This is a genomic window from Halalkalibacter sp. HAAS-P014 (assembly GCF_056619965.1).
Window position 1 is genome coordinate 351,749 of record NZ_JBWQTV010000006.1, and the last position, 24,764, is coordinate 376,512.

The 24,764-nt window shown below is 38.3% G+C and carries 21 protein-coding genes; 1 reads left to right on the forward strand and 20 read right to left on the reverse strand.

Annotated features, from left to right (window positions below; genetic code table 11):
* Position 1: 1 nt before the first annotated feature.
* The 17 genes from AC1FXZ_RS06465 to dcm form a co-directional block, all read right to left on the reverse strand.
* On the reverse strand, positions 2-787 hold the full coding sequence (locus AC1FXZ_RS06465) for a 2-keto-4-pentenoate hydratase (protein WP_480051891.1): 786 nt from the start codon (positions 785-787) through the stop codon (positions 2-4).
* Positions 788-828: 41 nt separating this feature from the next.
* Entirely contained in the window at positions 829-1,314 is a 486-nt protein-coding gene (locus tag AC1FXZ_RS06470; RefSeq protein ID WP_480051892.1) for a flavin reductase family protein, read from the reverse strand.
* A gap of 45 nt (positions 1,315-1,359) precedes the next feature.
* The gene (locus AC1FXZ_RS06475; protein ID WP_480051893.1) at positions 1,360-2,313 is read right to left on the reverse strand and encodes a VOC family protein; all 954 of its coding nucleotides are present in this window, start codon (positions 2,311-2,313) and stop codon (positions 1,360-1,362) included.
* Between the two features lie 110 nt (positions 2,314-2,423).
* On the reverse strand, positions 2,424-3,617 hold the full coding sequence (locus AC1FXZ_RS06480) for an acyl-CoA dehydrogenase family protein (protein WP_480051894.1): 1,194 nt from the start codon (positions 3,615-3,617) through the stop codon (positions 2,424-2,426).
* 56 nt (positions 3,618-3,673) lie between these two features.
* Entirely contained in the window at positions 3,674-4,327 is a 654-nt protein-coding gene (locus AC1FXZ_RS06485; RefSeq protein WP_480051895.1) for a GntR family transcriptional regulator, read from the reverse strand.
* 114 nt (positions 4,328-4,441) lie between these two features.
* On the reverse strand, positions 4,442-5,287 hold the full coding sequence (locus AC1FXZ_RS06490) for an alpha/beta fold hydrolase (protein WP_480051896.1): 846 nt from the start codon (positions 5,285-5,287) through the stop codon (positions 4,442-4,444).
* 269 nt (positions 5,288-5,556) lie between these two features.
* Complete coding sequence (locus AC1FXZ_RS06495) at positions 5,557-6,387, reverse strand: SDR family NAD(P)-dependent oxidoreductase (protein WP_480051897.1); 831 nt, start codon at positions 6,385-6,387, stop codon at positions 5,557-5,559.
* 26 nt (positions 6,388-6,413) lie between these two features.
* Positions 6,414-7,169, reverse strand: a complete 756-nt coding sequence (locus tag AC1FXZ_RS06500; RefSeq protein WP_480051898.1) for an SDR family NAD(P)-dependent oxidoreductase — start codon at positions 7,167-7,169, stop codon at positions 6,414-6,416.
* 106 nt (positions 7,170-7,275) lie between these two features.
* Complete coding sequence (locus tag AC1FXZ_RS06505; protein WP_480051899.1) at positions 7,276-9,438, reverse strand: arylsulfatase; 2,163 nt, start codon at positions 9,436-9,438, stop codon at positions 7,276-7,278.
* A gap of 127 nt (positions 9,439-9,565) precedes the next feature.
* Complete coding sequence (locus tag AC1FXZ_RS06510) at positions 9,566-10,819, reverse strand: MFS transporter (RefSeq protein ID WP_480051900.1); 1,254 nt, start codon at positions 10,817-10,819, stop codon at positions 9,566-9,568.
* Positions 10,820-10,835: 16 nt separating this feature from the next.
* On the reverse strand, positions 10,836-11,603 hold the full coding sequence (locus tag AC1FXZ_RS06515) for an SDR family NAD(P)-dependent oxidoreductase (protein WP_480051901.1): 768 nt from the start codon (positions 11,601-11,603) through the stop codon (positions 10,836-10,838).
* Positions 11,604-11,710: 107 nt separating this feature from the next.
* Complete coding sequence (locus tag AC1FXZ_RS06520; protein ID WP_480051902.1) at positions 11,711-13,315, reverse strand: ABC transporter substrate-binding protein; 1,605 nt, start codon at positions 13,313-13,315, stop codon at positions 11,711-11,713.
* Between the two features lie 206 nt (positions 13,316-13,521).
* Complete coding sequence (locus AC1FXZ_RS06525; RefSeq protein WP_480051903.1) at positions 13,522-15,555, reverse strand: ABC transporter ATP-binding protein; 2,034 nt, start codon at positions 15,553-15,555, stop codon at positions 13,522-13,524.
* Between the two features lie 50 nt (positions 15,556-15,605).
* Positions 15,606-16,499 carry an ABC transporter permease gene (locus AC1FXZ_RS06530; protein WP_480051904.1) on the reverse strand — a complete coding sequence of 298 codons (894 nt, stop codon included), beginning with the start codon at positions 16,497-16,499 and terminating at the stop codon, positions 15,606-15,608.
* A 17-nt stretch (positions 16,500-16,516) separates the two neighbouring features.
* Positions 16,517-17,461, reverse strand: coding sequence for an ABC transporter permease (locus AC1FXZ_RS06535; RefSeq protein WP_480051905.1), 945 nt, complete (start codon positions 17,459-17,461; stop codon positions 16,517-16,519).
* 155 nt (positions 17,462-17,616) lie between these two features.
* On the reverse strand, positions 17,617-18,558 hold the full coding sequence (locus AC1FXZ_RS06540; protein ID WP_480051906.1) for an SMP-30/gluconolactonase/LRE family protein: 942 nt from the start codon (positions 18,556-18,558) through the stop codon (positions 17,617-17,619).
* Positions 18,559-18,821: 263 nt separating this feature from the next.
* Entirely contained in the window at positions 18,822-19,952 is a 1,131-nt protein-coding gene (gene dcm, locus AC1FXZ_RS06545; protein ID WP_480051907.1) for a DNA (cytosine-5-)-methyltransferase, read from the reverse strand.
* 322 nt (positions 19,953-20,274) lie between these two features.
* Between dcm and AC1FXZ_RS06550 the strand changes: the two genes are divergently transcribed.
* Positions 20,275-21,228 (forward strand): arsenic resistance protein, encoded by a 954-nt coding sequence (locus AC1FXZ_RS06550; protein ID WP_480051908.1) that lies wholly within the window; start codon positions 20,275-20,277, stop codon positions 21,226-21,228.
* A gap of 109 nt (positions 21,229-21,337) precedes the next feature.
* Here AC1FXZ_RS06550 and AC1FXZ_RS06555 read toward each other — a convergent pair whose 3' ends face one another.
* From AC1FXZ_RS06555 to AC1FXZ_RS06565, 3 genes are all read right to left on the reverse strand, one after another.
* Complete coding sequence (locus tag AC1FXZ_RS06555; protein ID WP_480051909.1) at positions 21,338-22,093, reverse strand: GntR family transcriptional regulator; 756 nt, start codon at positions 22,091-22,093, stop codon at positions 21,338-21,340.
* Positions 22,094-22,913: 820 nt separating this feature from the next.
* Positions 22,914-24,014: an FAD-dependent oxidoreductase gene (locus AC1FXZ_RS06560; protein ID WP_480051910.1), complete on the reverse strand. Its 1,101-nt coding sequence runs from the start codon at positions 24,012-24,014 to the stop codon at positions 22,914-22,916.
* A 526-nt stretch (positions 24,015-24,540) separates the two neighbouring features.
* Positions 24,541-24,723 (reverse strand): hypothetical protein, encoded by a 183-nt coding sequence (locus tag AC1FXZ_RS06565; protein ID WP_480051911.1) that lies wholly within the window; start codon positions 24,721-24,723, stop codon positions 24,541-24,543.
* Between the last annotated feature and the right edge of the window lie 41 nt (positions 24,724-24,764).

The window sequence follows — 24,764 nt, forward strand, 5'->3', positions numbered from 1 at the left end:
ATTATCGAGCTCCTTTTTTAAAAGTAGCAGATACAGCCCCAAGATGATCAAATTCTGCCGTGAATGTATCTCCATCCTCAATTGGAACCGCTTTTGAAAGAGCCCCTGAAAGAATGATTTCTCCTGCATTAAGAGAAATATCGTAACGACTCAGTGCATTGGCAAGCCAAGCAACAGCATGTAATGGGTTGCCCATTACCGCTGACCCTGATGCGGTATCAAGCAATTCACCATTTTTATATGCCTTCATTTGAATGGAAGGAAGGGTAAGGCCTTCTAATTTGGTAGGCCTTCCACCTACAATGGCACCCGCTGATGAACCATTATCAGCCACTGTATCTTCATATTTGAATTTCCAATCCTTTATACGACTGTCAATGATCTCAATTGAAGGGACAACGTACTCTGTGGCAGCAATAACCTCTTCTTCTGTTACTCCAGGCCCTTTTAAATCCTTTTTCAAGATAAAAGCAATTTCAAACTCGACCTTTGGCTGAATAAACTTATCAAGAGTAATCGAATCTCCATTTTCATACATCATATCATTAAGAATATGTCCGTAATCCGGTTCATTAACATTGAACATTTCTTGCATGACTTTGCTAGTGAGACCGATCTTTTTCCCGACAATGGTCGCTCCTTTGCTAACTTTACGGCGAATTTGCTCCAACTGAATTTGGTAAGCATCATCAACAGAAATAACTTCTGTTGATGATGTAAAAGGAGCAATCGGTTGCTTCGTTGTTTCCGCTTCTAATAGAGCGTTCGCTGCATTTTGAATCTCCATGATCAATACTCCTTTTTAAATGTTATAGTTTGGCGTGACGATTATTTAGAACTAACGGCTGTTTCTTCTGATAACGAACGGTAACGTCCACTATAAAAAACAAGAGGTTCTGAATCATCTTCTAGGTGAATATCCGTCACTTTGCCGATAAACAATGTATGATCCCCTTCGACATATTCTGTTGATATCTCACAAGAAATTTGAGCCAAAGCTCCCGGGATAACAGCCTGCCCATCTAGACGTTCAAAGGCAATTTCATGATGATCCTTCAATTGACCTGCAAAAATCATTGAAACTTCCTGTTGATCAGCAGCCAAGATATTTACAGTAAATTTATTACTTTGTTTCAGCATATTCAAAATACGTGCTTTCTCCCCAATTGAGACAACAACAAGCTTCGGATCAAGAGATACGGACATGAAGGCGTTTGCTGTCATCCCATGTACTTCACCTTCCACCTCTGTTGTTATAACAGTTACACCGGTTGCAAACTTTCCCATTGCGTTACGAAATTTACGATCATCCATTTTCTGTTACTCCTTTCTACTATCTAATACTATAAAACTAGATTTTTACGCTTCGATCGTTGGATTGTTCTCTGGTTTGGTGTCCATTTGATCTCCCCAGTATGTGAAGCCGACATCCATCTCATCAAGTGTCCATTCAATTGGCTCCCAATCTGGCTCAAAGATTAAATAACCATTTGTGAACAGCTCAACACGTACGCCACTTCCAGGATCAATCGCATAAATATACATCGCTTGAGAAATTCCATGCTTTCCTGGACCTTTAAACTCAATGCCATGTTCTGTTAATATATCCGCTGCCCTCAGTAAGTCCTGCGCATTATCCAACCAGTAAGACAGATGGTGAATTTGGTGTGTTGTTGGTGCGAACGGATCATGACTGACAGCAATATCGTGAACCAATGGTGTTACACTTAACCATGCTCCTAAATACGAATTATCTGGCGCTTTAATATATTCACGCATTTTAAACCCTAATTTCTCCTCTAGGAAACTAGAAATTTCATCTGCTTTTAACGAGGAAAGAAGATTGACATGATCGATTCTTCGTGGTGAAACACCACGTGCCCAAGATTTATACGTTTGATTTTTGAGAACAGATCGTTTTGATGGTTCAGCTAATGGTTTTTCGATGTCATAATAAATTTCAAAGCTATGTTGACTTGGGAGTTTAAAACGAATCGCTTTTCCTTGCCCTGCTTCTTCTCCAGCCTCCACCCATTTTACTTCTGTTCCAGCTTCTTGAAGTAAATTGGCAAACCCTTCGACATCCTCAGGTCGTTTAGTTCTCCAAGCAATATGATCTACATGTGACTTCTCTCCAGCAGTTAATGTAAGTGTGTGGTGCTCAAAATCCCCCCATGCCCGTAAATAAACAGTCCCATCGACAGTTTTAGTTTCTTCAAGTCCTACGATTTCTTTAAAAAACCAAAGTGATTTTTCTAAATCAGTCGTTACTAACGCCACATGCCCTAACTTTGCAATCTCTGGTAAATTCATATTAACTTCCCCCTTATATTGAGTTGAACACACTCTAATCTAAAATTGAAAATATATTTTATTTTTGGAATATTCAGTATTTTAAAAACATAATTAGCTTCTATTTAATTCTAAACAAAATACGTATTCGGTTCATTTCCACACAGTACGCGACCATAGGTTTCAATTAAACTCGAAGGTGTTATAAATCCATGTAAGTGCATCGTCAAGAAGTCTCGGTACACTAACTGAAATGCATTTTTCTCGTACGTAAATACTGAACCTGCACCAGCAAGCATTAAATCAATGGCTTCCTTACATAGTTGATTGACATAACCAAAATCAGCCTTCATCCGTACAACTTCTTCAGTTGTCATCGTATGTCCTCTTTCAGAGTAAGCGTCTAAATTATCGACTGCCCTATATAAATGAAGCTCTGCAGAGTCTATTTTCAGCTGTGCTTGAGCCGTTTGCATATGAGTAATTGGAGCTTCACTCATTTTTGTATAGAAAGTGTTGCCGATCCCTGCTTTTTCCACTCGCTCCATATGAAAATCCATTGCTGCTTGTGCGAGCCCCAATGCAGGTCCAACAATGGATAGAGTAAGAGAAGGAACAAATGGTGTTCTATACAAAGGGACTTCTCTCAGTGGCTCAATGATATAATGACCTTTGCTTGCCAAACGATCTAACGATACTCGGTGCTCTGGGACAAAGATCCCCTTCGCGCTTACACTATTACTCCCTGAACCCTTTAAGCCCATTACAAACCAATCATCTAAGATATTAAGCTCTTCGCGCGGAACAACCATAATGGCCATTTCCATTCCACCATTACCATCATCTACTGGGAATCCAAAATAACACCAATCTGCATGTGGACTACCGGAAACGAATGGCCACTGTGCTTCTTCAATGTAATAACCACCATCTACTTTACGTATATCGCATTTGATAGGCTTGAAATTACCTGCCAAGATTACATCTTTTCCAGGCCCATAGATCTCTTCTAATGCTTCTCCTCCAAATGCGTAGGAAATCATGAAATCTCTAATATTACTGAGTGACACAAACCAGCCGGCTGAACCGTTCCCGCGAGAAATTTCTGTAACAACCTCCGTAAATGTTCTCATATTCGTTTGGTAACCACCATACATTGTCGGACGGAGTACCTTTAACAGACCTTCTTCTTGTAAAAGTTTAACAATCTCATCCGGAATTTGACTGGATTTGTCAATCTCATCGCTGTACTCTCTTAACTTCGGAATCAAGTTCCTTGCCTTTGCCACCAAATCTTTATTTACTTCCAATACACTTTGTTCCATTTGTAACCCTCCCCTTGTAATTTAAATCATTTTCTTTGCCATCACCTAGTGGAACGTTAATTTACAATACTCTGATTTGGGGTAACTTCTGATAATTTTGTATCAATCACATCGATAACTCGTCTCAAATGGCGCTCAACTAACTCTTTTGCTAGTTTGCTATCTCTATCTTTTAAGGCAAAGTAAATCAACCAATGTTCTGTTTGTGAACGCTTTCGTCTATCAGTTTCAAACAGAAGTTCTGGAGTTCCTACATAATTTAAATAATCCCAAAGCTGCTCAGCTAAATTCATAGTGAAGCTAAACTGTGATGCCTCAAAAATTCTCTTGTGGAATTCAACATTGAGATCTGTGTATTCTTCATAAGACAAAGTAAAATCGTCCATCTTTTTTAACGTCTCTTCCAAAAAGGTAAAATCCTCATCCTTTAGATTACATGCAGCCTGTTCTGCCATTAAACCATCTAAATTGGCACAAACATATACACGTTCAATGACTTCCTTTCGATCAGGTGTTTTTACAAACACGCCCACTTTGGGAATAATCGTTAGAAATCCTTCTTGCTCTAACTGGGTTAAAGCCTTGTGTATTGGAGTCCTGCTCATATTTAACTGCTCTGCAAGCTCATTCACATTAATACTCTTATCTGGAACCCAATTTCCTTGAATAATTAGATTTTTAATAGAACGATAAGCATAATCTTTTTTCATTTTGCGACACCTTCAAGTTAATTAGTCTAGTAGTTGTATAGTAACTTATTTCTAGGAACATACATTATTAAAGTGGCTGAATATAAGATGCATTGTAGTCTATCTCTTAGTATTTTATAACTCCCTGTTAAAAAAGTCTGTAGTCAACTTAATAAATCTATCTTTTTGTTCAATTTGTGCCCAATGGCCACAGCGCTTGAACGTATGAAGTTGAGCATCAGGTAAATACTTCATTACATAGAGACTGCTTTCAAGTGGAACAAACCGATCTTCATGACCATGAATCAACATGAAAGAATTTTTCATTCGTTTAAGAGCAGATGGTGGTACGAGCATATCGGACAGGTGGGAATTTTTAAAGTTAGCTTCATATGACCTCCGAACTTCTTTTCTATTAAAATTTTCGAGGCGTTCTGAAACAATTTGATCTAATTTTTCCTCAAGGAATGTTTCATCAAATAAAAACCATCTTAATAGATTTTTAAAATTAGCTGGACTAGGATCACTCGCAAAGTTAGCCAATTTCGCAAGTTCTGGTGTAGGCTCCGTTAATCCTCCCCCTGCTCCCATTAAAACGACTCGGTCAAACCTCTCCGGAGCATACATTAAGAGATTTAGCGAAATCACTCCACCTAACGAATTTCCTACTAAATGAGCTTTTTCTACTTCTAATGCATCCATTAATGCGATAATTTGCTGTACTCTAGCTGACATCCACTTTGCCCCATTTTCTGGGTAGACCTCAGGGTGATCGGTGTCACCAAAACCAAACAAATCTGGAGCAACGACATGAAAGCCCTCACTAAGATGAGGCAACACGTCCTGCCAATTTGTAGTTGCACTTGCTCCAGGTCCGCTTCCATGAAGAAAAATAATCGTTTCAGCCGACTTTTCTCCACCTTCATGAAAGAACGTTTGATAATCTCCTGTTTGTACTTTCCTAGTTACAATCTCTGTCATCATACTACCCCTCTCTTTTCATGAAAAAACTTCTAAAAACAACCCGTAAAATTTTAGTCTGTATATTTATGTCGTTTTTTGGCCACATTCATTATGCGAAAGCGCTTTTTTTACCTATCTATAATTCTACAATCCCGAACTATATTTTGTCAACGAATTCTGAAAATTAAATCTATTTATATAGAAATTATATTAAATTATAGATATAGCCGTTAAAATACAGTCCGAAATCAAGTGAACTCAAGTAGACACCAGTCCACCTAATTCTGTTATTTGTTCACTTTGGTATTTTCACCTGTCATTAAAAAGGTTGAATTATGAGAAATGATATTCCCCATTCCACCACCAACATAAATTTTTTGGCCTGTGACGAAATTGGATAGTTTTGAAGCTAAAAAGAGACATACACCCGCAACATCTTCGGCTGTCCCCATCCGTTGCATCGGTACTTCCTTTTTTGATAGATCATGAAAGAACTGGTCCCTTTCTTCTCCTGGAGGCATCAATTCATCCCAAAATGGTGTCATAATCGGCCCTGGAGATACTACATTCACATTAATTCCTTTTGGGGCAAGTTCAAATGCTAGATTGTGAGTTAAGCTCTCAACGGCCCCTTTTGCAGCATGATAGTGTAATACGACCGTATACGCATCAAATGCACCCATCGAAGAGAAATTAATAATTCGGCCGGACTGTTGTTCTTTCATATGGGGTAGTACCTCTAAAATAGGTATTAGCGTGCCATTCAAATTCAACTCCATTGTTTTATCCCAGTCATCGAGATTTAGGTTGTTACTATTTCCATTTCCCTCACCAAAAATACCACCTGCACAATTCACTAATATATCTATTTTGCCAAATTCCTCAATCGTAGCTTCAACCGTTCTTTTCATATCTGCTCTATTTGTAACATCAACCTTATTGTACGAACGAGCCGTCCCTCCATTATGTCGAATACCGTTTACAACCTCTTTGGCTCTAGGAAAATCGAGATCGACAATAATTACATTCGCACCTTCTGTGGCAAACAGCCTAGACGTAGCTTCTCCCATTCCTTTTGCCCCTCCGGTTATAATAGCTACTTGATCTTGTAAAAGCATCCTACATCTACCTCTCTAATACTTATTTAAATCCCTCTAACACCACCGTCAGCCACAATAGAAGATCCAGTCATATAAGATGATTCATCGGAGGCTAAAAATAAAACTGTTTTAGCTTGTTCTTCGGGTGTGGACATTCGGCCCATCGGAATCATTTTTTCCATATGAGGAGTATTCGGATTATCTGCGATCATCTCCGTATAAACGACACCTGGGAGCAAACAATTCACACGAATCCCTTTATCGGCATATTCAGCAGCAACAACTTTGGACATATGAGTAATGCCTGCTTTTACAAAACTGTAAAGAGCATGGGTCGGCATAACACTCAATGCTGCAAGTGATGTAACATTCACTATATTGCCTGAACCTTGTTTCTCCATGTGCGGAAGCACTAGCTGCATTGCACGAAAATATGAATAAGCATCCAGTCTCACAAACTGGTCCCAATCACGATTGGATAATTGTACAAAAGGTTTTTCTATAATTCTTCCAGCATTATTAACGAGAATGTCTACTTTGCCAAACGTCTCTATCGTAACCTTTACGAGATTTATTATCTGATCTTCTTCCATCATATCTGTTTGAACATAGATTGCTTCTCCGCCATGCTCTTGTATTCCCTTTACAACCTGTTCCCCTTTTTCTTCCCTACGACCAACGACAACAACTTTAGCTCCTTCTTGCGCAAAGATTTTAGCTGTTGCCTCACCAATACCAGAAGTACTTCCAGAAACGATTGCTACCTTGTTTTCTAATCGAAGATCTCCCTTCACACCCATTTGTTCCACCTCTTTTCTTTTTCTATTGATTTTTAGTTATGACTACTATTTAAGGCATAATTCATAGCAGATTTGTATAGAGATTCGTTATTTCTAACTCACACTATTAATTTGTCATGATATCCTGACCCTCTTTAATATCATAAATTACCTTTTTGATCTCTCCAGAAAAGGGGAATTCACCTAAATCCTTATAAACTGGACTTACTGGATAACGGCTATCCTTCCCAATATCTAACCCTTCGAATGATATCTTATAAGGATGCGTTTCATTAATCTTTCCTTCTCCAACTTTGCGATTATCAAAAAAGAGCGAGGCAATTCCTTTGTAATCACCGGTACGTTTGAATCTTAATTCAACCGTTGTTTCCCCTAGTGGTACAGCTTCCTCCGCCTCCACCTGGTATATAACTGTACCCATATTGTACTCGTAAACTAACCGGTTATTTTTCACATAGAGCGTATATCCACTTTCATTCCCACCCAGAGCAAGGAGAACACCTTCTTCATTATCGTTGTTCCTAACAATTGGAACAGTGATAGAATAAGAGCGATTAATGGTTAATGGAACAGCTCCTTCTGGCAAATGAGCCATTCCTGGGTAAAATACAAAGTACTTCCGTGCACGAAGAGTGTCATCTGCTGCAAGAGAAAATCCATTTGGTCCTGCATCACTCATCGGGAAGACATTATACTTTAATGCTTCTTCCTCCCATATCTTCTGTAATTCTACTAACTTTTCTGGCATCGTTTCAGCTAAGTTATCATTTTCATTGAAGTCAATTTCAGCTTGATACAACTGCCATGCATCATCTTCATATGGTTGCCCAGGTTTGCGAAGGCCGATTGCTTTCCAGCCTTTGTAATAAAGTGCACGCATGCCGTTATGCTCGTAGTATTGAATGTCTTTAATGAAAGCATTTGAATTGTTAAACGATTCTAGAAAGCTTTTGCCATGAAGAGGCATTTGCACAACGCCCTTCACTTGTTTCGGCAATTCAATTCCTAGCAAATCATAAACAGTTGGGGTAATATCACTGACATGAAGATACTGGTGACGGATTCCACCTTTTTCTTCTATTGCATTTGAATGATAGATGATTAATGGGTTTCTTAAGCCACCTTCAAATGTAGTAGCTTTATAAAATCTAAAAGGGGTGTTACTCACTTGAGCCCAGCCATTTGGAAATTCAGCTTTCGAATCCTCGGTACCAATATCTTCAAAATTTTCCATAATATAATCGAACTCTTGATCAATTCCGTTATAAGATAACGTATGGTTCACTGACCCATTAGTACTTCCTCTAGAGCTTGCTCCATCATCCGATATAACAACAATCATCGTGTTTTCTAATTCATCTACTGTTTGCAAGTGATTAACAAACCTTCCGATCTGCTCATCCGTATGAGTTAAAAATCCTGCATACGCTTCCTGAAAACGAGCAAACGCTTTTTGCTCATTAGCTGTTAATTCATCCCACGCTTTCACTCCAGGATTCCTATCAATAAATTTCGCATCTTCCGGAGTTATTCCTAACTCTTTCTGGCGTTCAAACCGTTGTCTGCGAATCACATCCCATCCGGCATCATACTTCCCTTTATACATATCGATGTATTTTTGAAACACTTGAACCGGTTGGTGCTGCGCTCCAAAATTAAGAGTTAGAAAGAAAGGTCTGTCGGGATCAATTGATACATGATCAGTTACATATTGCTTCGCCTTTTTTACAATCGCTTCTGATACATGATATCCCTCATCTTCAGCATCATCTACAAACGTATTGTCATTCACCATTTCTGGTTTGTATTGATCAGAAGAATCCTCAAGAAACCCATAAAAACGATCAAATCCTTTTCCAAGTGGCCAATTATCATAAGGTCCAGCAGGTGTTGCTTGATGAGATGGCGATAAGTGCCATTTTCCTAATGCATACGTGTTATAGCCGTTTTCTTTTAATACTTCTGCAACAGTTGCAGCTTTCGCTGTAATCCGACCTCTTTTATTTGGATAATCAGGGCCGAAATCAAAGTTTGCCACTGTTGCCATACCTACTGCATGGTGATTACGACCTGTTAATAATGACGACCGAGTTGGTGAACACGTAGGGGGAGAATGATAATTGGTATACCTTAATCCATTTTTCGCCAATGCGTCTATATTAGGGGTTTGAATTTCAGAGCCGAAACACCCGAAATCCGAATACCCTGAATCATCTAATACGACATAAACAATATTCGTTTTGTCATTTTTTTGATTTCTATTTGCCATTGTTGCATGTTCCTCCTCTTCAAAAGTCCTTTGAAATAAGCACGGATTGCTTTGAACCTTTATAAAAGTGAGATGATCCATTACAATTATTCAAGTGACATACCATCTTCTCTTACCATCACACTAATCACGTTCTAGAAGATACATTGTTTATCGGTTCGGTCTTAACTTCAGCCTTGCCCTTTAGCGTTTCAATTAAAGCAAACGAAATTAAGAATGCAATAAGATAAGAAATAGAAATAACCACCATGACAGCCGTTAAGCTATACATATCTGCTAACACTCCGGAAAAACCAATTGAAAATGCGCCAATCAACTCACCGGTCCCCATAATGAGTGCATTAGCGGTTGCCATAACTGATGCAGGTACACTTTCAACCGGAATGACACTTTGATACAACGTATTCATTGCAAGAATAATTCCACCGAATAACACCAAAATCACAAGACTTGCAGCTGATTGAGGAAAGAAGAATAAAACGATCGGTGTAATCATTGCCATTACAAGATAACCTGACATCGCTGGCTTTCTTCCTATTTTGTCAGAGGAATACGGGATAAACACTTGCCACATAATTGTAAATAAACCGAATATTGAAAAAACAATTCCCATATTAGTGACAGTTAGCATACTAACTTGTGTTAGATATAATGGAAGAAACGAATTAAACGTCCACAACGCCCCCATACAAAAGATACTTAACAGAACACAGATTAAAATGTTTCTATTTTTCAAACTGCTAAAAATTGTTTTTAAAGCTACGTTTGCATTTCCTTTTCCATCTACTTTAGAAGATAAATCTGCTTCCTTTACAAAGCGCAATATGAGCAGTGCCGTAATAAAGCTTGGAATGCTGACAAACAAAAACGCATATCTCCAGGTAAACAATTCACCCAACTGCGTAACAACAATCGGCCCAATTGCGACACCAATAACTGCTGCACCTGCATATACCAATCCCATATTTCTACCTAACTTGATTGGACGTGATACTGCTGCTATAAGTGATATGGCAATAGGAAGAATAACCCCTTCACTTGCTCCAAGCAATGTCCTAACAACCAGTAAATAGGCAAATGAATTAGCGAACATCGTAATAAGTGCTAATACGGACGTAATAAATGTAGCCCAAAATAAAATTTGCTTTTTATGGCCTAGGCGATCTGAAATAATAGCGAAAATCGGTGCTGCCAGTGCAAACCCAATCGTCTGCCACATATTTATTTGGCCTATTTTCGTATTCGTTAGCTCAATATCTTCGATCATTAACGGCATTAACATCGATATAGCTTGCCGGTCCAAATAGAGAAACCCAAAAGCTAAGAAAAAGATGAAGACCAATGAAACTTCGTATTTAACCTCTTTTGTCCCTTTTAACACTAGATCCCATCTCCCTTTAATCTTCCATTATTTTTGCTCCTGCCATCGTACCTCCATCAATGATTAACTCAGAACCTGTAACAAATTTTGACTCATCGGAAGCCAAATACAAAACTCCGTATCCGACATCTTCTACTTTTCCAAACCTTTTCATGGGTAACTGATCTAACAAGTTTTGATGAATGACTTCGTTTTGTAACGCTTCTTCTACAAAATCCGTTGTAATCAATCCTGGTAAAACAGTGTTTACACGAATGTTGTCTTCGGCATATTCAATAGCAGCCGTTTTAGAAAGCGAACGAACTCCCCCTTTTGCTGCGCTATAATGAGCAAAGCTTCCACCCCTTAAAGCAGCAATTGATGCAATATTAACAATGGAACCCCTATTGTTTTCTTTCATTAAAGGAACAACCGTTTGAATTCCTAAAAATGTTCCTGTCAGATTAATGTTAAGGATGTTATTCCACTCTTCTAATGAAATATCAGCCATTCGCGTATCGAAATGAAATCCAGCATTATTAACAAGAATATCCACTTTCCCAAATTCATCAACTGTCTTAGTAGCAACGGTCTCCCAATCTACCTCTGATGAAATATCGTGGTGAAGTGCGAGTACATTGCCATTTTTTCTTTGAATTTCAGCAGCAGTACTTAGAGCACTTTCAAAGTTAATATCCGTTACAACAACTGAGGCTCCTTCTTCAGCAAATAATTGGGCTTCAAACTTTCCTTGACCACTTCCTGCTCCTGTAATGATCGCTACTTTTCCACTTAATCTATTCAATCCATTTCACCCACTTTATAAACTAAGAACCTTATCTAAAAAACTAAAGGCAAGTTTCTGCCCCCTCAACTGTGATGTGTAAAGTTAGGGGGCAGAAACAAGTTAACTTACTTCTCTACCCACAGTGTTTCAGGAGTAAAATAGTCAGCACGGAGTGTCCAGTATCCATCATCATGAACATGCTTGTGTTTCAAATATGGTACTTCTGCAACGAAAAATGGTGAAAACATATGGTATTCCTCCATTACTTTCGATTGCAATTCATGAGCCAACTGCACGCGGCCGTCTTCATCCATTTCACGGTCAAATTCGACTACTAGGTCAACCACATCTTCTGGTAATTCTGTTATATTTCCCCATAGTACTGGAGTCGGACCGAAGAACGGCCTCAATAAACTTCCTAATTCATCACCAGCAGTGTAGTAAATAAATTCAGTAAAACCTTCCCAGCCTTCATCATAGATCATCGCCATTAACCGAGTTTGTTCCACGACATCAACTTCTACTTCAATGCCGACCTCTGCTAAATAACCTTGAACTGCTTGCATTAAGAAATTTCTTTCATTTTGAGTTGTGATTTTAGTTTTAAAACCATCTGGATATCCTGCCTCCGCCAACAGTTCCTTCGCTTTTTCTGGATTGTATTCAAACGGATCTAAGTCAGGGTTGTGGCTCCACTGTTCCGGAAAAGTAAATTGGTTTGTAGCCGTTGCATACCCACGATATACAGATTCTGCAATCTGTTCTCGATCAATCGCATGAGTGATTGCTTTTCGAACGCGAACATCTGCTAACGGTGAATCAGGATCATTTGTATTGGGAATAATTCCAATACCTTGCAGACCTGACACTGTTGTCGGCTCGACAACCTCAATATCAGATGAACCCTCAAATTCATTTACTGTGTCAGCTCCAAACATTAACGCAACATCTATCTCATTTGCTAATAGAGCATTTTTGGCAGTTGTTTCATTTACAATAATTTTAAATTCAAGACTATCTAAATAAGGCAATCCTTCTTTCCAATAATTCTCATTTCTTACAAACTTAATAAAATTGTTATTTTCCATACTGTCGAATTTAAACGGCCCTGTTCCTACTGGGTGATTCCAGTTCCCTTCTTCTCCCATCTCTTCATACGCAGTCGGTGAACCAATCGGAACAACCGTAAACATATTGAGGTGAGCTCCCGAAGTCCAATCATTAAAATGGAACACAAGGGTATAATCATCTATGATCTCTACACTATCAATAACTGTTAACGAAGGCTGTGTTTTAATTACCTCGTCAAATACCCACTTAACTGCTTCTGCATTAAAATCAGTATCATCATGAAATTTAATTCCTTCTTCCAAATAAACCGTTACTGTTTCTGTTTCATTATCTATGTCCCAATCTCTCGCTAACCATGGACCAACTGAACCATCGGTATTATAGCGTCCTAGTGTTTCAAGCGCAGGCTGTGAAACAGGAATTGATGGCGTAGGGTTGTTTGCAATCGCTGGAGGATAGCCAAAACTTCTTGGTTGTTGAGCAATTCTAATCTGAACCGAACCTCCATATTTATCTTCCTCACTAACTTCTGTCGTAACATCATCACTTGTTTCTTGTCCGTCTTCTACAACGTCACTACTACTTTCGCTAGAACACGCAGCTAGAACAAGCAGCATTAAAGAGATAAATAATAGAAAAGCTATCGATTTTCTAATCACTCAAAACTCCCCCTTGGTTTTTAATATTTCCCGTCTTCATTTGTTAATAGAATACACTTACAAAACATGCCACCAATTTCATCTTAAAACCAAAATTACTGATAAAATAAACAATTGTTTTGCTTGCCACCAATCCCCTCCCCCACAAATAAACTTGTAAAGTCCTAATAGATTTATACAATTTAATTATCTGGTAAGTTAATTGGTTACACTTTAATACACGCTACCCCATGGCCTTGCTTATCTTGCTTTAGAGGAGGTTCCATTTCAAGACATTCATCACTAGCAATTGGGCATCGGTTAGAGAACACACACCCTTTAGGTCTTGATAATAGACTGGGAACTTCCCCTTTTAATACTTTGTATTCCCTTTGCTCCTCAATGAAAGGATCTGGTATCGGTACAGCTGATAACAGAGCTTTTGTATATGGATGCTTAGGGTTATCATATAATGATTTCCAGTCCCCAATTTCTACTATTTTACCTAAATACATCACAGCAATACGATCAGCGATATGACGTACAACAGACAAGTCATGGGCGATAAATAAATAGGTTAGTTCTAGTTTTTCTTGTAGCTCTTCTAGTAGATTTATAATTTGCGCTTGGATTGATACATCTAATGCCGAAATGGCTTCATCGCATACAATAAACGACGGATTGCTTGCAAGTGCACGGGCTATTCCAATACGTTGTCGTTGACCACCACTGAATTCATGAGACACACGATCCCATAAGTTAGGGTCTAACCCAACTAGACGCATCAACTGATCTACACGAGCATTATACATTTCTTTATTTTCCACTAATTTATTAATTATCAAAGGTTCGCCGATAATATTTCTTATCTTTTGTCTTGGATCAAGTGAGCTGCTTGGATCTTGGAACACAAGCGACATGTTCTTTCGAATGGGTTTCAGCTTTCCTTTTGATAATTTGGCAATGTCTGTCCCGTTAAAAATGATTTCTCCATCTGTTGGATCGTACATACGCATAATACTTCTCGCAACTGTGGTTTTCCCACAACCACTCTCCCCTACAAGACCAAGAGTTTCACCTTTGTATACTTTAAAAGAGACATCATCTACAGCTTTTATATCTGCTACTTTTCTATTTAATAGTCCTTTCGTAAATGGGAAGTATGTTCTTAAATTTTTCACTTCTAAAATAACATCGTTTGTTTCTTTCGACTTCCATTCATCTTTCATTAATGTTTGATCAGTTGCACTGGCGTACTCTTCTGCATATTTCAAATTCTCTTTTCCCTTGATTTCAACATAGCACGCTGCATAATGATTGCTATCTTTTTCAATCAATGGAGGAGCTGGAGAAGATTCACAGGTTTCTGTACGAAACGGACATCTATTCAGGAAAGCACATGTTGTAGGTTTATTAGCTAAATTGGGGGGCAATCCGTCGATTGGAATGAGTTTTCGATCTTTAGGGTCATCTAGTCTCGGTACTGAATTTAACAAGCCAATTGTATACGGATGTTTTGGCTTACTAAAAATTTCTTTGTTCGTTCCTGATTCTACCACTCCCCCAGCATACATAACGTAAATCCGATCAGCATAACGAGCAACAATTCCTAAATTATGAGTAACTAAGACGATTGACGTATTGGTTTTTTTGACAATATCTTTTAATAATTCTAGCAGCTGTGCTTGTGTTGTCACATCCAAAGCCGTTGTTGCTTCGTCTGCTATTAATAGTTTAGGATCACACGACATCGCCATAGCAATCATAATACGCTGACGCATTCCCCCACTAAATTGATAAGGGTAGTAGTTCACCCGTTCCTCCGCATCCGGGATTCCAACCATATTGATCAGTTCAATTGCACGTTTTATCGCTTGCTTCCGTGAGACCTTTTTGTGTAGCATAACAGATTCAATTATTTGTTCACCGACGGTTAAAACTGGATTCAATGAAGTCATAGGTTCTTGGAAAATAACCCCTATTTTCCCACCACGGATTTGACGCATTTCCTCACTATGTGCATCATATTTGAGTAAGTCCTCTCCTTCAAATAGCACTTCACCACCGACAATTTCTCCAGATTGGGGGATTAATTTAATACCGGAGTATTGGGTAATAGACTTTCCAGACCCACTTTCTCCCACAATCGCAACAATTTCTCCCTCATCAATGTGGTAGGAAACATCATCCACTGCTTTTACCGTCTGGTCATTTAATTTGAAATAGGTTTTTAAATTGTTTACTTCTAATAAATGACTCATTTCTGCTAATCACCCACTCTTCCTGTATAGAAATGTTTTAGTCTAAAAAACTATAATGAACCTCTTAGTTTCGGATCCAATGCATCACGCAAGGCATCTCCTACAATGTTAAATGCCATAACGACAAATACTATACAGAGTCCTGGAGCAAACGATAAAACAGGCAATCTTGAAAGGTGTTGGTACCCATCATTTACCATTGACCCCCATGCTGCTTGTGGCGGATGTACACCTAAACCAAGAAAACTTAATCCCGCTTCTGCTAAAATCGCAACACCTAAATTTAAAGTAATTAATACGATAATAGGTGAGATACAGTTGGGTAAGACATGTACTAATATATTTCGAGCATTGCTTATACCACTGATTTCACCAGCTTTTATATAATCCATTTCTCTTACAGACATAACTTGACCTCGCATTAATCGTGCGTAAGTAGGAATTAATGCGATCCCTAACGCTACAACGACTCCTACTAGCCCACCGCCAAGTGCTGCCCCTAGAGAAAGCGCTAACACTATGGCTGGTATTGCAAGCAATGCATCCATAAATCGCATTATCAATGTATCTATTATTCCACCGAAGTATCCTGCTATTAATCCAAGAGTACTTCCGGCAATTCCAGCTAAGGCTACCGCAGCAAAACCAACAATTAATGAAGCTCTTGATCCATAAATGATTCGGCTTAGGACATCTCGCCCTAATTGATCGGTTCCTAAAAGGTGTTCTTTACTGGGAGACTGTAATGAATTCGCAATATTCTGACTATAAGGGTTATGAGGAGCAATCCAAGGGGCAAAAATAGCAACCACAACTAATAAAATAAGAATCCCTAAACTAACCACTACTACTTTCCTAGCAAGCAATACCTTTAAAAACTTTCGGAACTCCTTTTGCCTCCTCGGGTCAGCAGTTGCTAGTTTTTGAGAAGCTTCTATAGCCATCTTATCCCACCTTTCTTTTATTTAAGTTTTATTCGAGGGTCAATAAATCTATATGCCAAATCAACTGATAGATTGGCAAACACTACCATAATTGCAATAACTAGTACACATGCTTGAACGACGATGAAGTCTTGCATAAAGACAGAACTAACTAAAAGCGCTCCCATTCCTGGTATATTAAATACTTGTTCAATCAAAACAGTGCCACCAATTATATTTCCAAGTTGTAATCCAAGCAAAGTAATGACAGGGATTAGTGCGTTTCGCAAACCGTGTTTAATTATCACGAATCTCTCTTTTAACCCCTTTGATCTCGCTGTACGTATGAAGTCTTGATGTATAATTTCAAGCATTGATGATCGAGTTTGTCTCATAATTGATGAGATCGTTGCAGCAGCTAGTACAAAAACAGGCATAATGATTGTCTTGATTCCTTCTGTAAAATTAGTAAAAGGAGATACATAGCCTTGAACAGGAAGCCAACCGAGTTGCAGACTTAGAAAATAGACTCCTAAAATCCCTAACCAAAAATTCGGAGTAGCAATTCCAATATTAGATAAAACAACAATAAAAGAATCCAATTTCCCTCCACGATTAACGGCTGCAATGACCCCTAGTGGAACACCAATTAATACAGTTACAATCAAAGCTGAAATACCGATCGTTAATGTAATTGGAAAGCGCGTGCCCATAATGTTTGTAACGGCTTCTTTATAGTAAATGGAATGACCTAAGTCCCCTTTTAACACTCCTTGAGCCCAGCTGACGTATTGAACAAGAAGTGGGTCATTCAATCCTAATTCTTCTCGCAAATTAAGAATTTCTTCTTGACTTGCATCCGCCCCTAGCATTGTTTGCGCGGGGTCACCTGGCAGTAATTGAATAATCATAAAGACTATCAATGTTACGAAAAACAATACGGCAACGGTTTGTACTAACCTACGAAAAATAAATACTCCCATCTTGCGCCTCCTTTACTCTTTATTTTTTCATTTTGAATCTCATTTTGGAAAGCAATCACATGTATTTTTTCGTAAGAAGTCATATAAGATGATCAACCACTTTTTTAAAGCGCTTACATTAGTTTTTGAAAAATATTCATTTTTATATAAGAGATTTATACTGTCTTTCGAAATGTTATTGGTGCATACCCACCGATTTTGAGATCTACTGCAAATAATCGCCCAGCTAATGGTTGTTTTACTCGTTCATTTTCTGGTAATAGCTCAAGTGCTGTTGTAATAAACAATGTGTTTAAATCTTCTCCACCGAACGTACAAGATGTTACATGCGTTGTCGGTAATGTGATTGTATCAACCCACTTTTTTTCAAACGGGTCTATTTTTGCGACCATACCTCCTGATGGATTCTGTTTGGCAACTATACCACTTTTAAATAAGGCAACCCATATCATTCCTTCGCGATCAATAGTCATGCCATCTGGCAATCCATCTAATTCAGCAAATGTATAGACATTCTCTTCATTTGTTATTTCTCCAGTATCAGGATTATAATCAAATCGAGTAATTCCTTGTGTAGCTGAGTCAATATAGTAGAAAATATTCCTTTCACGATCCCAATCAAGTCCATTTGAAAGAGTGATCTGACCCTTCACTTTATGAATGTCTAAATTGGTTTCTACTCGATATAAACTGGCATTTCTCCCTGTAAATTCAGAAATAATTTCCTCTTTAAACAACTTAAAGTCATCATTCACTGAGCCTACCCAAAGGTTTCCTCTTACGTCACATTTAGCATCATTAAGAAGTAACTTTTCATTTAATCCATTAGGTTTTAAAAAGGTTTCTAACGTTTCACTTTTTGTATCATATAAGTACAAACCATCTTTCATCGTCACAATCAATTCATCGGTTGAATATTTAACCATTGATGTTACAGGTTCTGGAAATTGATAGATTTTCTCCTCTTTTGTTAGAAGGTTAATTGAAACAATTGTTTTCTTTGCGACATCAACTCGATACATGCAATGTTTATCTTGATCCCAAAATGGCCCTTCACCAAAAACGGTTATCTCTTCTCCTACTACTCTTATTTCCAAACTGATCACCTCTTCAAACTTACTCTATTCAACTCCAACGAGACGCTGTAGTAATCAAAGTGTATGTTAAAGCGCTTTTAAATTAAAGAAGAAAAAACACTCGATTTATTATGATTTTTCATTAATTTTTATTGGATTTTACAAAATCAAAAAAGAGCCCCTGTTTCAGAGACTCTATCCTGAATATATCATCGTTGCTGTTGAACTATAGAAACTTTGTAATTTTATAAAAGGCTAAACTTTGTCATGACTTAACGAAATCACTACACATGTACCTTTTTCGTTTGTTCAATCCCAATATACGGCTCTAAATTCTTCACAATTGCTGAAATCACGCTCGTAGTCACAGCATTCCCCGCTTGTTTGTATAGTTGTGTCGGACTAATACCTGCATCAACAAGCTTGTCGTAATACTCAGCTGGGAACCCCTGCAGCTGTAAACATTCATATGGAGTAAGTTTTCTAATCCGATATTTTGGTGGATGCATATGCTCATTTTCTACAATGATTTTTGTTGTGTCTTGACGAGCAAGAACAGTTGGGGAAATCCCTTGAACGCTATATACCCGACGCTGTCTCTCGTTATCATTATGGAGCTCTTTTGGAATATCAAGCACCTTTTTAATGTCGTTTCCTGATTCTTTTTTATTCAGAAAAATCTCTTCAATCTGATCATGAAGAACTTCCGAGATTTCATTTTTCAAAAAGTAACGTTCTTCAACATCTTTTTGTAAAATATCTGCTAGCTTCACAGAGACACTCTCTTCTATTGGAAAATCAAAATTAAACGAGCGCAGCTGATCATTGTCTAGCTTATCAATGATATTTTGTTTCACCTTCAATAATGTATTATCAACTTGACGTAAATCCCACGGCTCAACATCTATATCTCTCACAGCCACAATATAAATTCGTTCTCTACTTTGCGCTACGTTAAAATACTTTGAATTTAAAATTTTAAAGTCAACTACATATCCTATTTCACTAAGAGCTGAAACAATAGTTGCTAGCGTATTTCCACTATCATGATTAAGCATCCCTTTTACATTTTCAAGGAGGATCACTTTCGGCAGATGACTTGCTGCAATCCGAGCCACCTCAAAAAACAATGTCCCACGCGTATCATCAAATCCACGTCGTTGTCCCGCAACTGAAAACGCCTGACATGGGAATCCAGCAACAAGTAAATCATGCTCTGGTATTTGCCACTCCATGACATCTTTAATATCTGCATGTGGAATATGCTCATAAAGTGCTACGTAGCTTCTCGTAGCAAACTTATCAATCTCTGATGCAAATACGACCTCCACATTCTCTTTCCCATAAGCATCAAAAATTCCCGTCTCAAATCCACCGATACCAGAAAATAACGAACATACTTTAAGCTGACTCATCTGAATTTCCTCTCTATTACTTTCATCTTACACTCTATTTATATAGCATTGTTCTTTCAATTGTAGTACTAGTTTATAATGATTAAAGTGGTGAGTCAACAGTTAGAACGAAGGTATGTTCGTAAAGTTACACGACTCGTCTTCAGCTTATATACCCTCCTGTTCGCACATTCCACATGGATAAAAAAGCTTCAATTTGATCAGAAGCTTTACGACGTACATTCGCCTTTCAACTCTTGCTATACTCACCTCCTCACTTGTATATTAAAGATTAAAAGTACATTGCTTATGTACCTAAACAGACAACAAGGCGTGATTTGTCATGAACTTAATTGAAAAGTTGTATACATTTATTATTCTATCAGCCGTAATAATTGGGATAATTATCGGACAATTTGAACCGATCAAAACATATTCAGAAACCTTTATTGTACCGTTATTAATGGCCATGCTTTACATAACGTTTTTACAAATTCCTATTGAAGAAATAAGGAATTGTTTTAAAAACATAACATTCACATTCAGCACAATTATCATGAATTTTATCTGGACGCCTATCCTTGCGTGGCTTCTGGCAGTATTATTCTTAAGCGAAAACCCTGCATTGTTTATTGGGTTTATAATGTTGATGGTGACTCCGTGTACTGATTGGTACTTAATTTTTACAGGAATAGCGAAGGGCAATGTTGCTTTATCAACAGCTATCTTACCTTTAAATATGCTATTACAAGTGATCCTGCTTCCTATTTATCTACTGATTTTCGGTGGAACGACAGGAGTTATTGAACTTTCATTTTTGATAGAAAGCGTACTGTTGGTGTTAGTCCTCCCATTCGCTTTCGCTATCTTAACAAAAGTTCTTTTGAAAAATAAACAGCAGTTTGCAGAAAATTTAATATCCAAATTAAGTGTACTCCCCATTATTTTTCTTAGTTTTGCAATCGTTGCAATGTTTGCGTCTCAAGGACAAATATTACTTGATAACTTAGATTTGATCTGGAAAATAACAATCCCTATTCTCCTCTTTTTTGTACTGAACTTTGTAATTGGGCGAAAAATCGGTCGGCTTTTTAAATTCTCACAACCTGATAAAGTTAGTTTTAATTTAACCACCTTAGCCAGAAATTCCCCCATCGCTTTAGCTATTGCTATAACGGCATTTCCAGATCAGCCGTTAATTGCTTTAACATTAGTGATTGGTCCGTTATTGAAATTGCCTATTCTGGCTGTTATCAGTCAAGTTTTATTGGTTTTATCTAGAGATAAGACTTCTTAAGATAAAATAATTAAAAAGCAGGCTGTTGAGAAAAAAACTCAACAGCCTGCAGTAAGTGTGTTGCTAACTCGCCCTCTGACCCTTATTCCTATACCATGTTAAGGTAAGCTTACCGATTTACTGTAAAAGTATACTTGTAGTCATCAGCCTTGTGAACGGCTCGTCTCCAACCGGTTAAGATGTTATCACGGGAATACATCGTAGTCTCCACTACGAGGATCGGATCTCCGGTCTTAACGCCTAGTGCCTTCGCATCCTCATCGCTCGCTCTCGTCGCCCAAATCTGGTGTTCACCTCGGGTCAGAGAGGTGCCCAGATCGCGTTCAAGGAGCACGAAGACATTGCCGGCCTCCTCAAGCTCCTTTACGCTCGGTTGGAAACTCTCAGGAACATTCAAATAAGTTTGCGTCCATACGAGTGGTTTCCCCTCGAATAAAATCAGACGAGAGATGTGCAGGACCTCATCGCTCGAATCAAGGCCAAGATGTTGGCACAAATTCTCCATAGGCTGGATCCGGTCAACTTCTAGTACTCGCGAGTCATATTCTAGCCCCTGGGCACGAAAATAATCGATCAACCCACCAAGTTCAAGCCCTGGGGGGCGCACGGGAAGGCCTTTTACAGGGAAGGTACCCTTTGCACGCTCCCTGTACACGTAGCCCTCATCAGCGAGCTCCTTCAGCGCCTGACGAACCGGTGATCGGCTCACATGAAAACGGCGAACGAGCTCCTCCTCCGTACTAAAGGGACGGCCTGTCTCCCCTTCAGCAGACTGTAGTTCCGCAATGAGAATCTCTTTAATCTGACGATAGAGTGGCACCGGAGAGTTTCGATCAATTGTTCTGGTGTCGATATGTCTAGTCATTGTTAGCCTCCAGTGACGCAGGTCTGAAGTGAGGCCACAGTGAAAGCGGTAACAGGCTAACCATCAACCTATCACCACCAGTACCTCCTCCTGTATCCATAATAGTGGTGTCGCGTGTACATATGTTGTGGCCGTACACCCTCGAGATGATGTTTGAATTATTCATAGCTTTTAAATCGCTCCTTCGATTTTGATGCCAACTACTCACTCAAAGAGCGAATTGGCGTTGCTAATTCTCTTCCAACAGGAAACATTATACATTTAACGAACTTTCAATTAGCAAGTCCTATGTTTCTGTGGTTGAGAATACGAATTCGACATCGGCAGTAGATTCGTAAGGCTATGAAATCAGAAGCTGCTCAACCAACTCAGTGTTGGTACCTTCCTCCTTAGTTCTAGCAGGTAATTCCAGGGTGATAGAATGGGCTAGGAAGCAACCCAGTTTCTGGTCCTCAAAAGAGATGTAATGTACTTCCCTTGCCACAAGGAGATCTATCACCTGATAGAGATGGTCTAACTGATCTCACACATATATGCTGCCTCGAAAATGGTACGGGCGATGCCTGACTTCTTTTACTATATTACTACATCGGAAACTTACTATCATTAAATAAATCACTTAATGCTATAATTCCTCGCCTGTTCCCATACTTTCTCTTCGTCGAAGGAGTTAATTAAGTCAAGAAGAGAATAGTCATAGAGCTCTGTTACGAACACGTAATCTATACACACCAGACACAAACACATCAAAACAATATAATATTGTTATTACAATGATATATGCAGGTACCTGCAGAATCATCTTTTTCGCATCTTATCCTCAAGCTTCTTCAAAATGTTCCTTTTCTGGGAACGCTGTATCAGTTTCTGGTGTTGGTTCCTGCCGAGATAATTCTTGATATTTATCTGTTACTGGCTTTCTTCTTGCCTTATAAATTTGTAATGCTTCTAGAATTGAATCAGCTTCACGTATAGCCTCACCCAAAACTCCTGCATCTTGTATAGCACTATTTGCACCTTGTCCTGTATGATGAAGCATTGCATGTGCTGCATCGCCTAATAATGTTATACATTTTGAATGCCAATTATCTATTGAATCTATATCATAAATTGCTCTACACGTGTATTCTTCTACATTTGCTGCTACCTTCTGGATTTTAGGGTCAAAGTTTGTTAAGTGTTTCAAGATGTCTTTTCTATCTACAATTGGCCTCCATGATGGATCTGAAGATTGAAGCGTAACATCAAACGAAACTTGATTTCTATGATGTAACGGTAAAATATATACTTGGACACCACCATCTACGAAAACTTTAAAAGTGTTATCCGGAACTAGTTCAAATGCCTCTTTGTCATTTACAACAGCACGGTAAGCATGCGTACCAGAATAAAGAGGCTTTGTATCACTAAATAACTGCGAACGAACTTTAGAGCGAATCCCATCAGCTCCTATAACCAAATCTGCTTCGATTGAATGACCATTTTCAAAATGAACTTCAGCATAATCTCCATGATCTATAATCGACTCTAACCTGTGACTTAAATGAATGGAGCTAGGTGGTAATTGGTTAACAAAAGTATCAATTAGGTCTGCTCGATGTACTAATCTCGCCCATTTTTCATCTGGATTGTCAGTTAAAAGCGGCCATCTTTCACTTACTAAAACTGTTCCATTCGCTGCTACTACTTCCATAAAGTCACTTTTCGAACTCTTCCTCTCTATCTCTTCATAGATCCCCCAATTCTTGAAAAAATGCACGGTAGGTGGACGCATTCCAATCCCAGCACCAACTTCTTTTATAGCCGGAGCTTGCTCATAAATGTCTGCACGAATCCCTTCATTTTGTAAAGCAACAGCAGTCGCTGCGCCTCCAATGCCTCCCCCAATAATAGCCACTCTTAATTCAGATTTAGATTTCATAATTATTTCCCCCTCATTTTTCATAAAGTAGTTTTAAAAGAACGAAAAATCTAGAATTAGTAACATGCTAGAAGTCTGTCATATTGTAATATCATTATTATTTATAAGTGCAGAAAACGTTTACAAAAACAGACTAAAAAGCAATCCAAATGAAAGTCGACCTCCTTTCAGCTCCTCATAAACTCATCTTAACACAATCTGAATTTTCTGATAAATACTTATTAAGTAGGGTTTTTATATGTTTATTATATAAATACGGTAAAAAGATTAGTAAAAATTGGTTAATTATTCCCTTTGCTTGCTTATGAAGGTCTTTTCTCTACTCTTCTTGAGGCGTTTTGGCCTTCAAAAGGCTTTCCAGTAATGATTATTATTTCTCCATTTAACATATGACAACTCCTTTGCGTCATTATCCCAGTGATCACTTTTAAAAAGTTATGACACAGTAGTGACTTCACTATCAGAATGCACAAAAAAAGTCCCCTGCTTGGGAACAGGAAGACTTTACGTTGCTATTAATAATGAATCAATGCATCCCTTTCCACTCACCTTGGTTTTTGGATGATTTCATTTTTTTAGCTTTTTCTTTATGAGCTCGGTTTGCAGCAGCACTACCCATTTCTTTCGAGAACTCTGAATCTGTTTTGCTTGAGTCAAATCCTTGTTTATTCTTTTGATCTGCATTCGTTTTGCCATTGCGTTTTGCCATAAGTATCACTCCTTTTTTTGTATTATTAGAACTATAAGGAG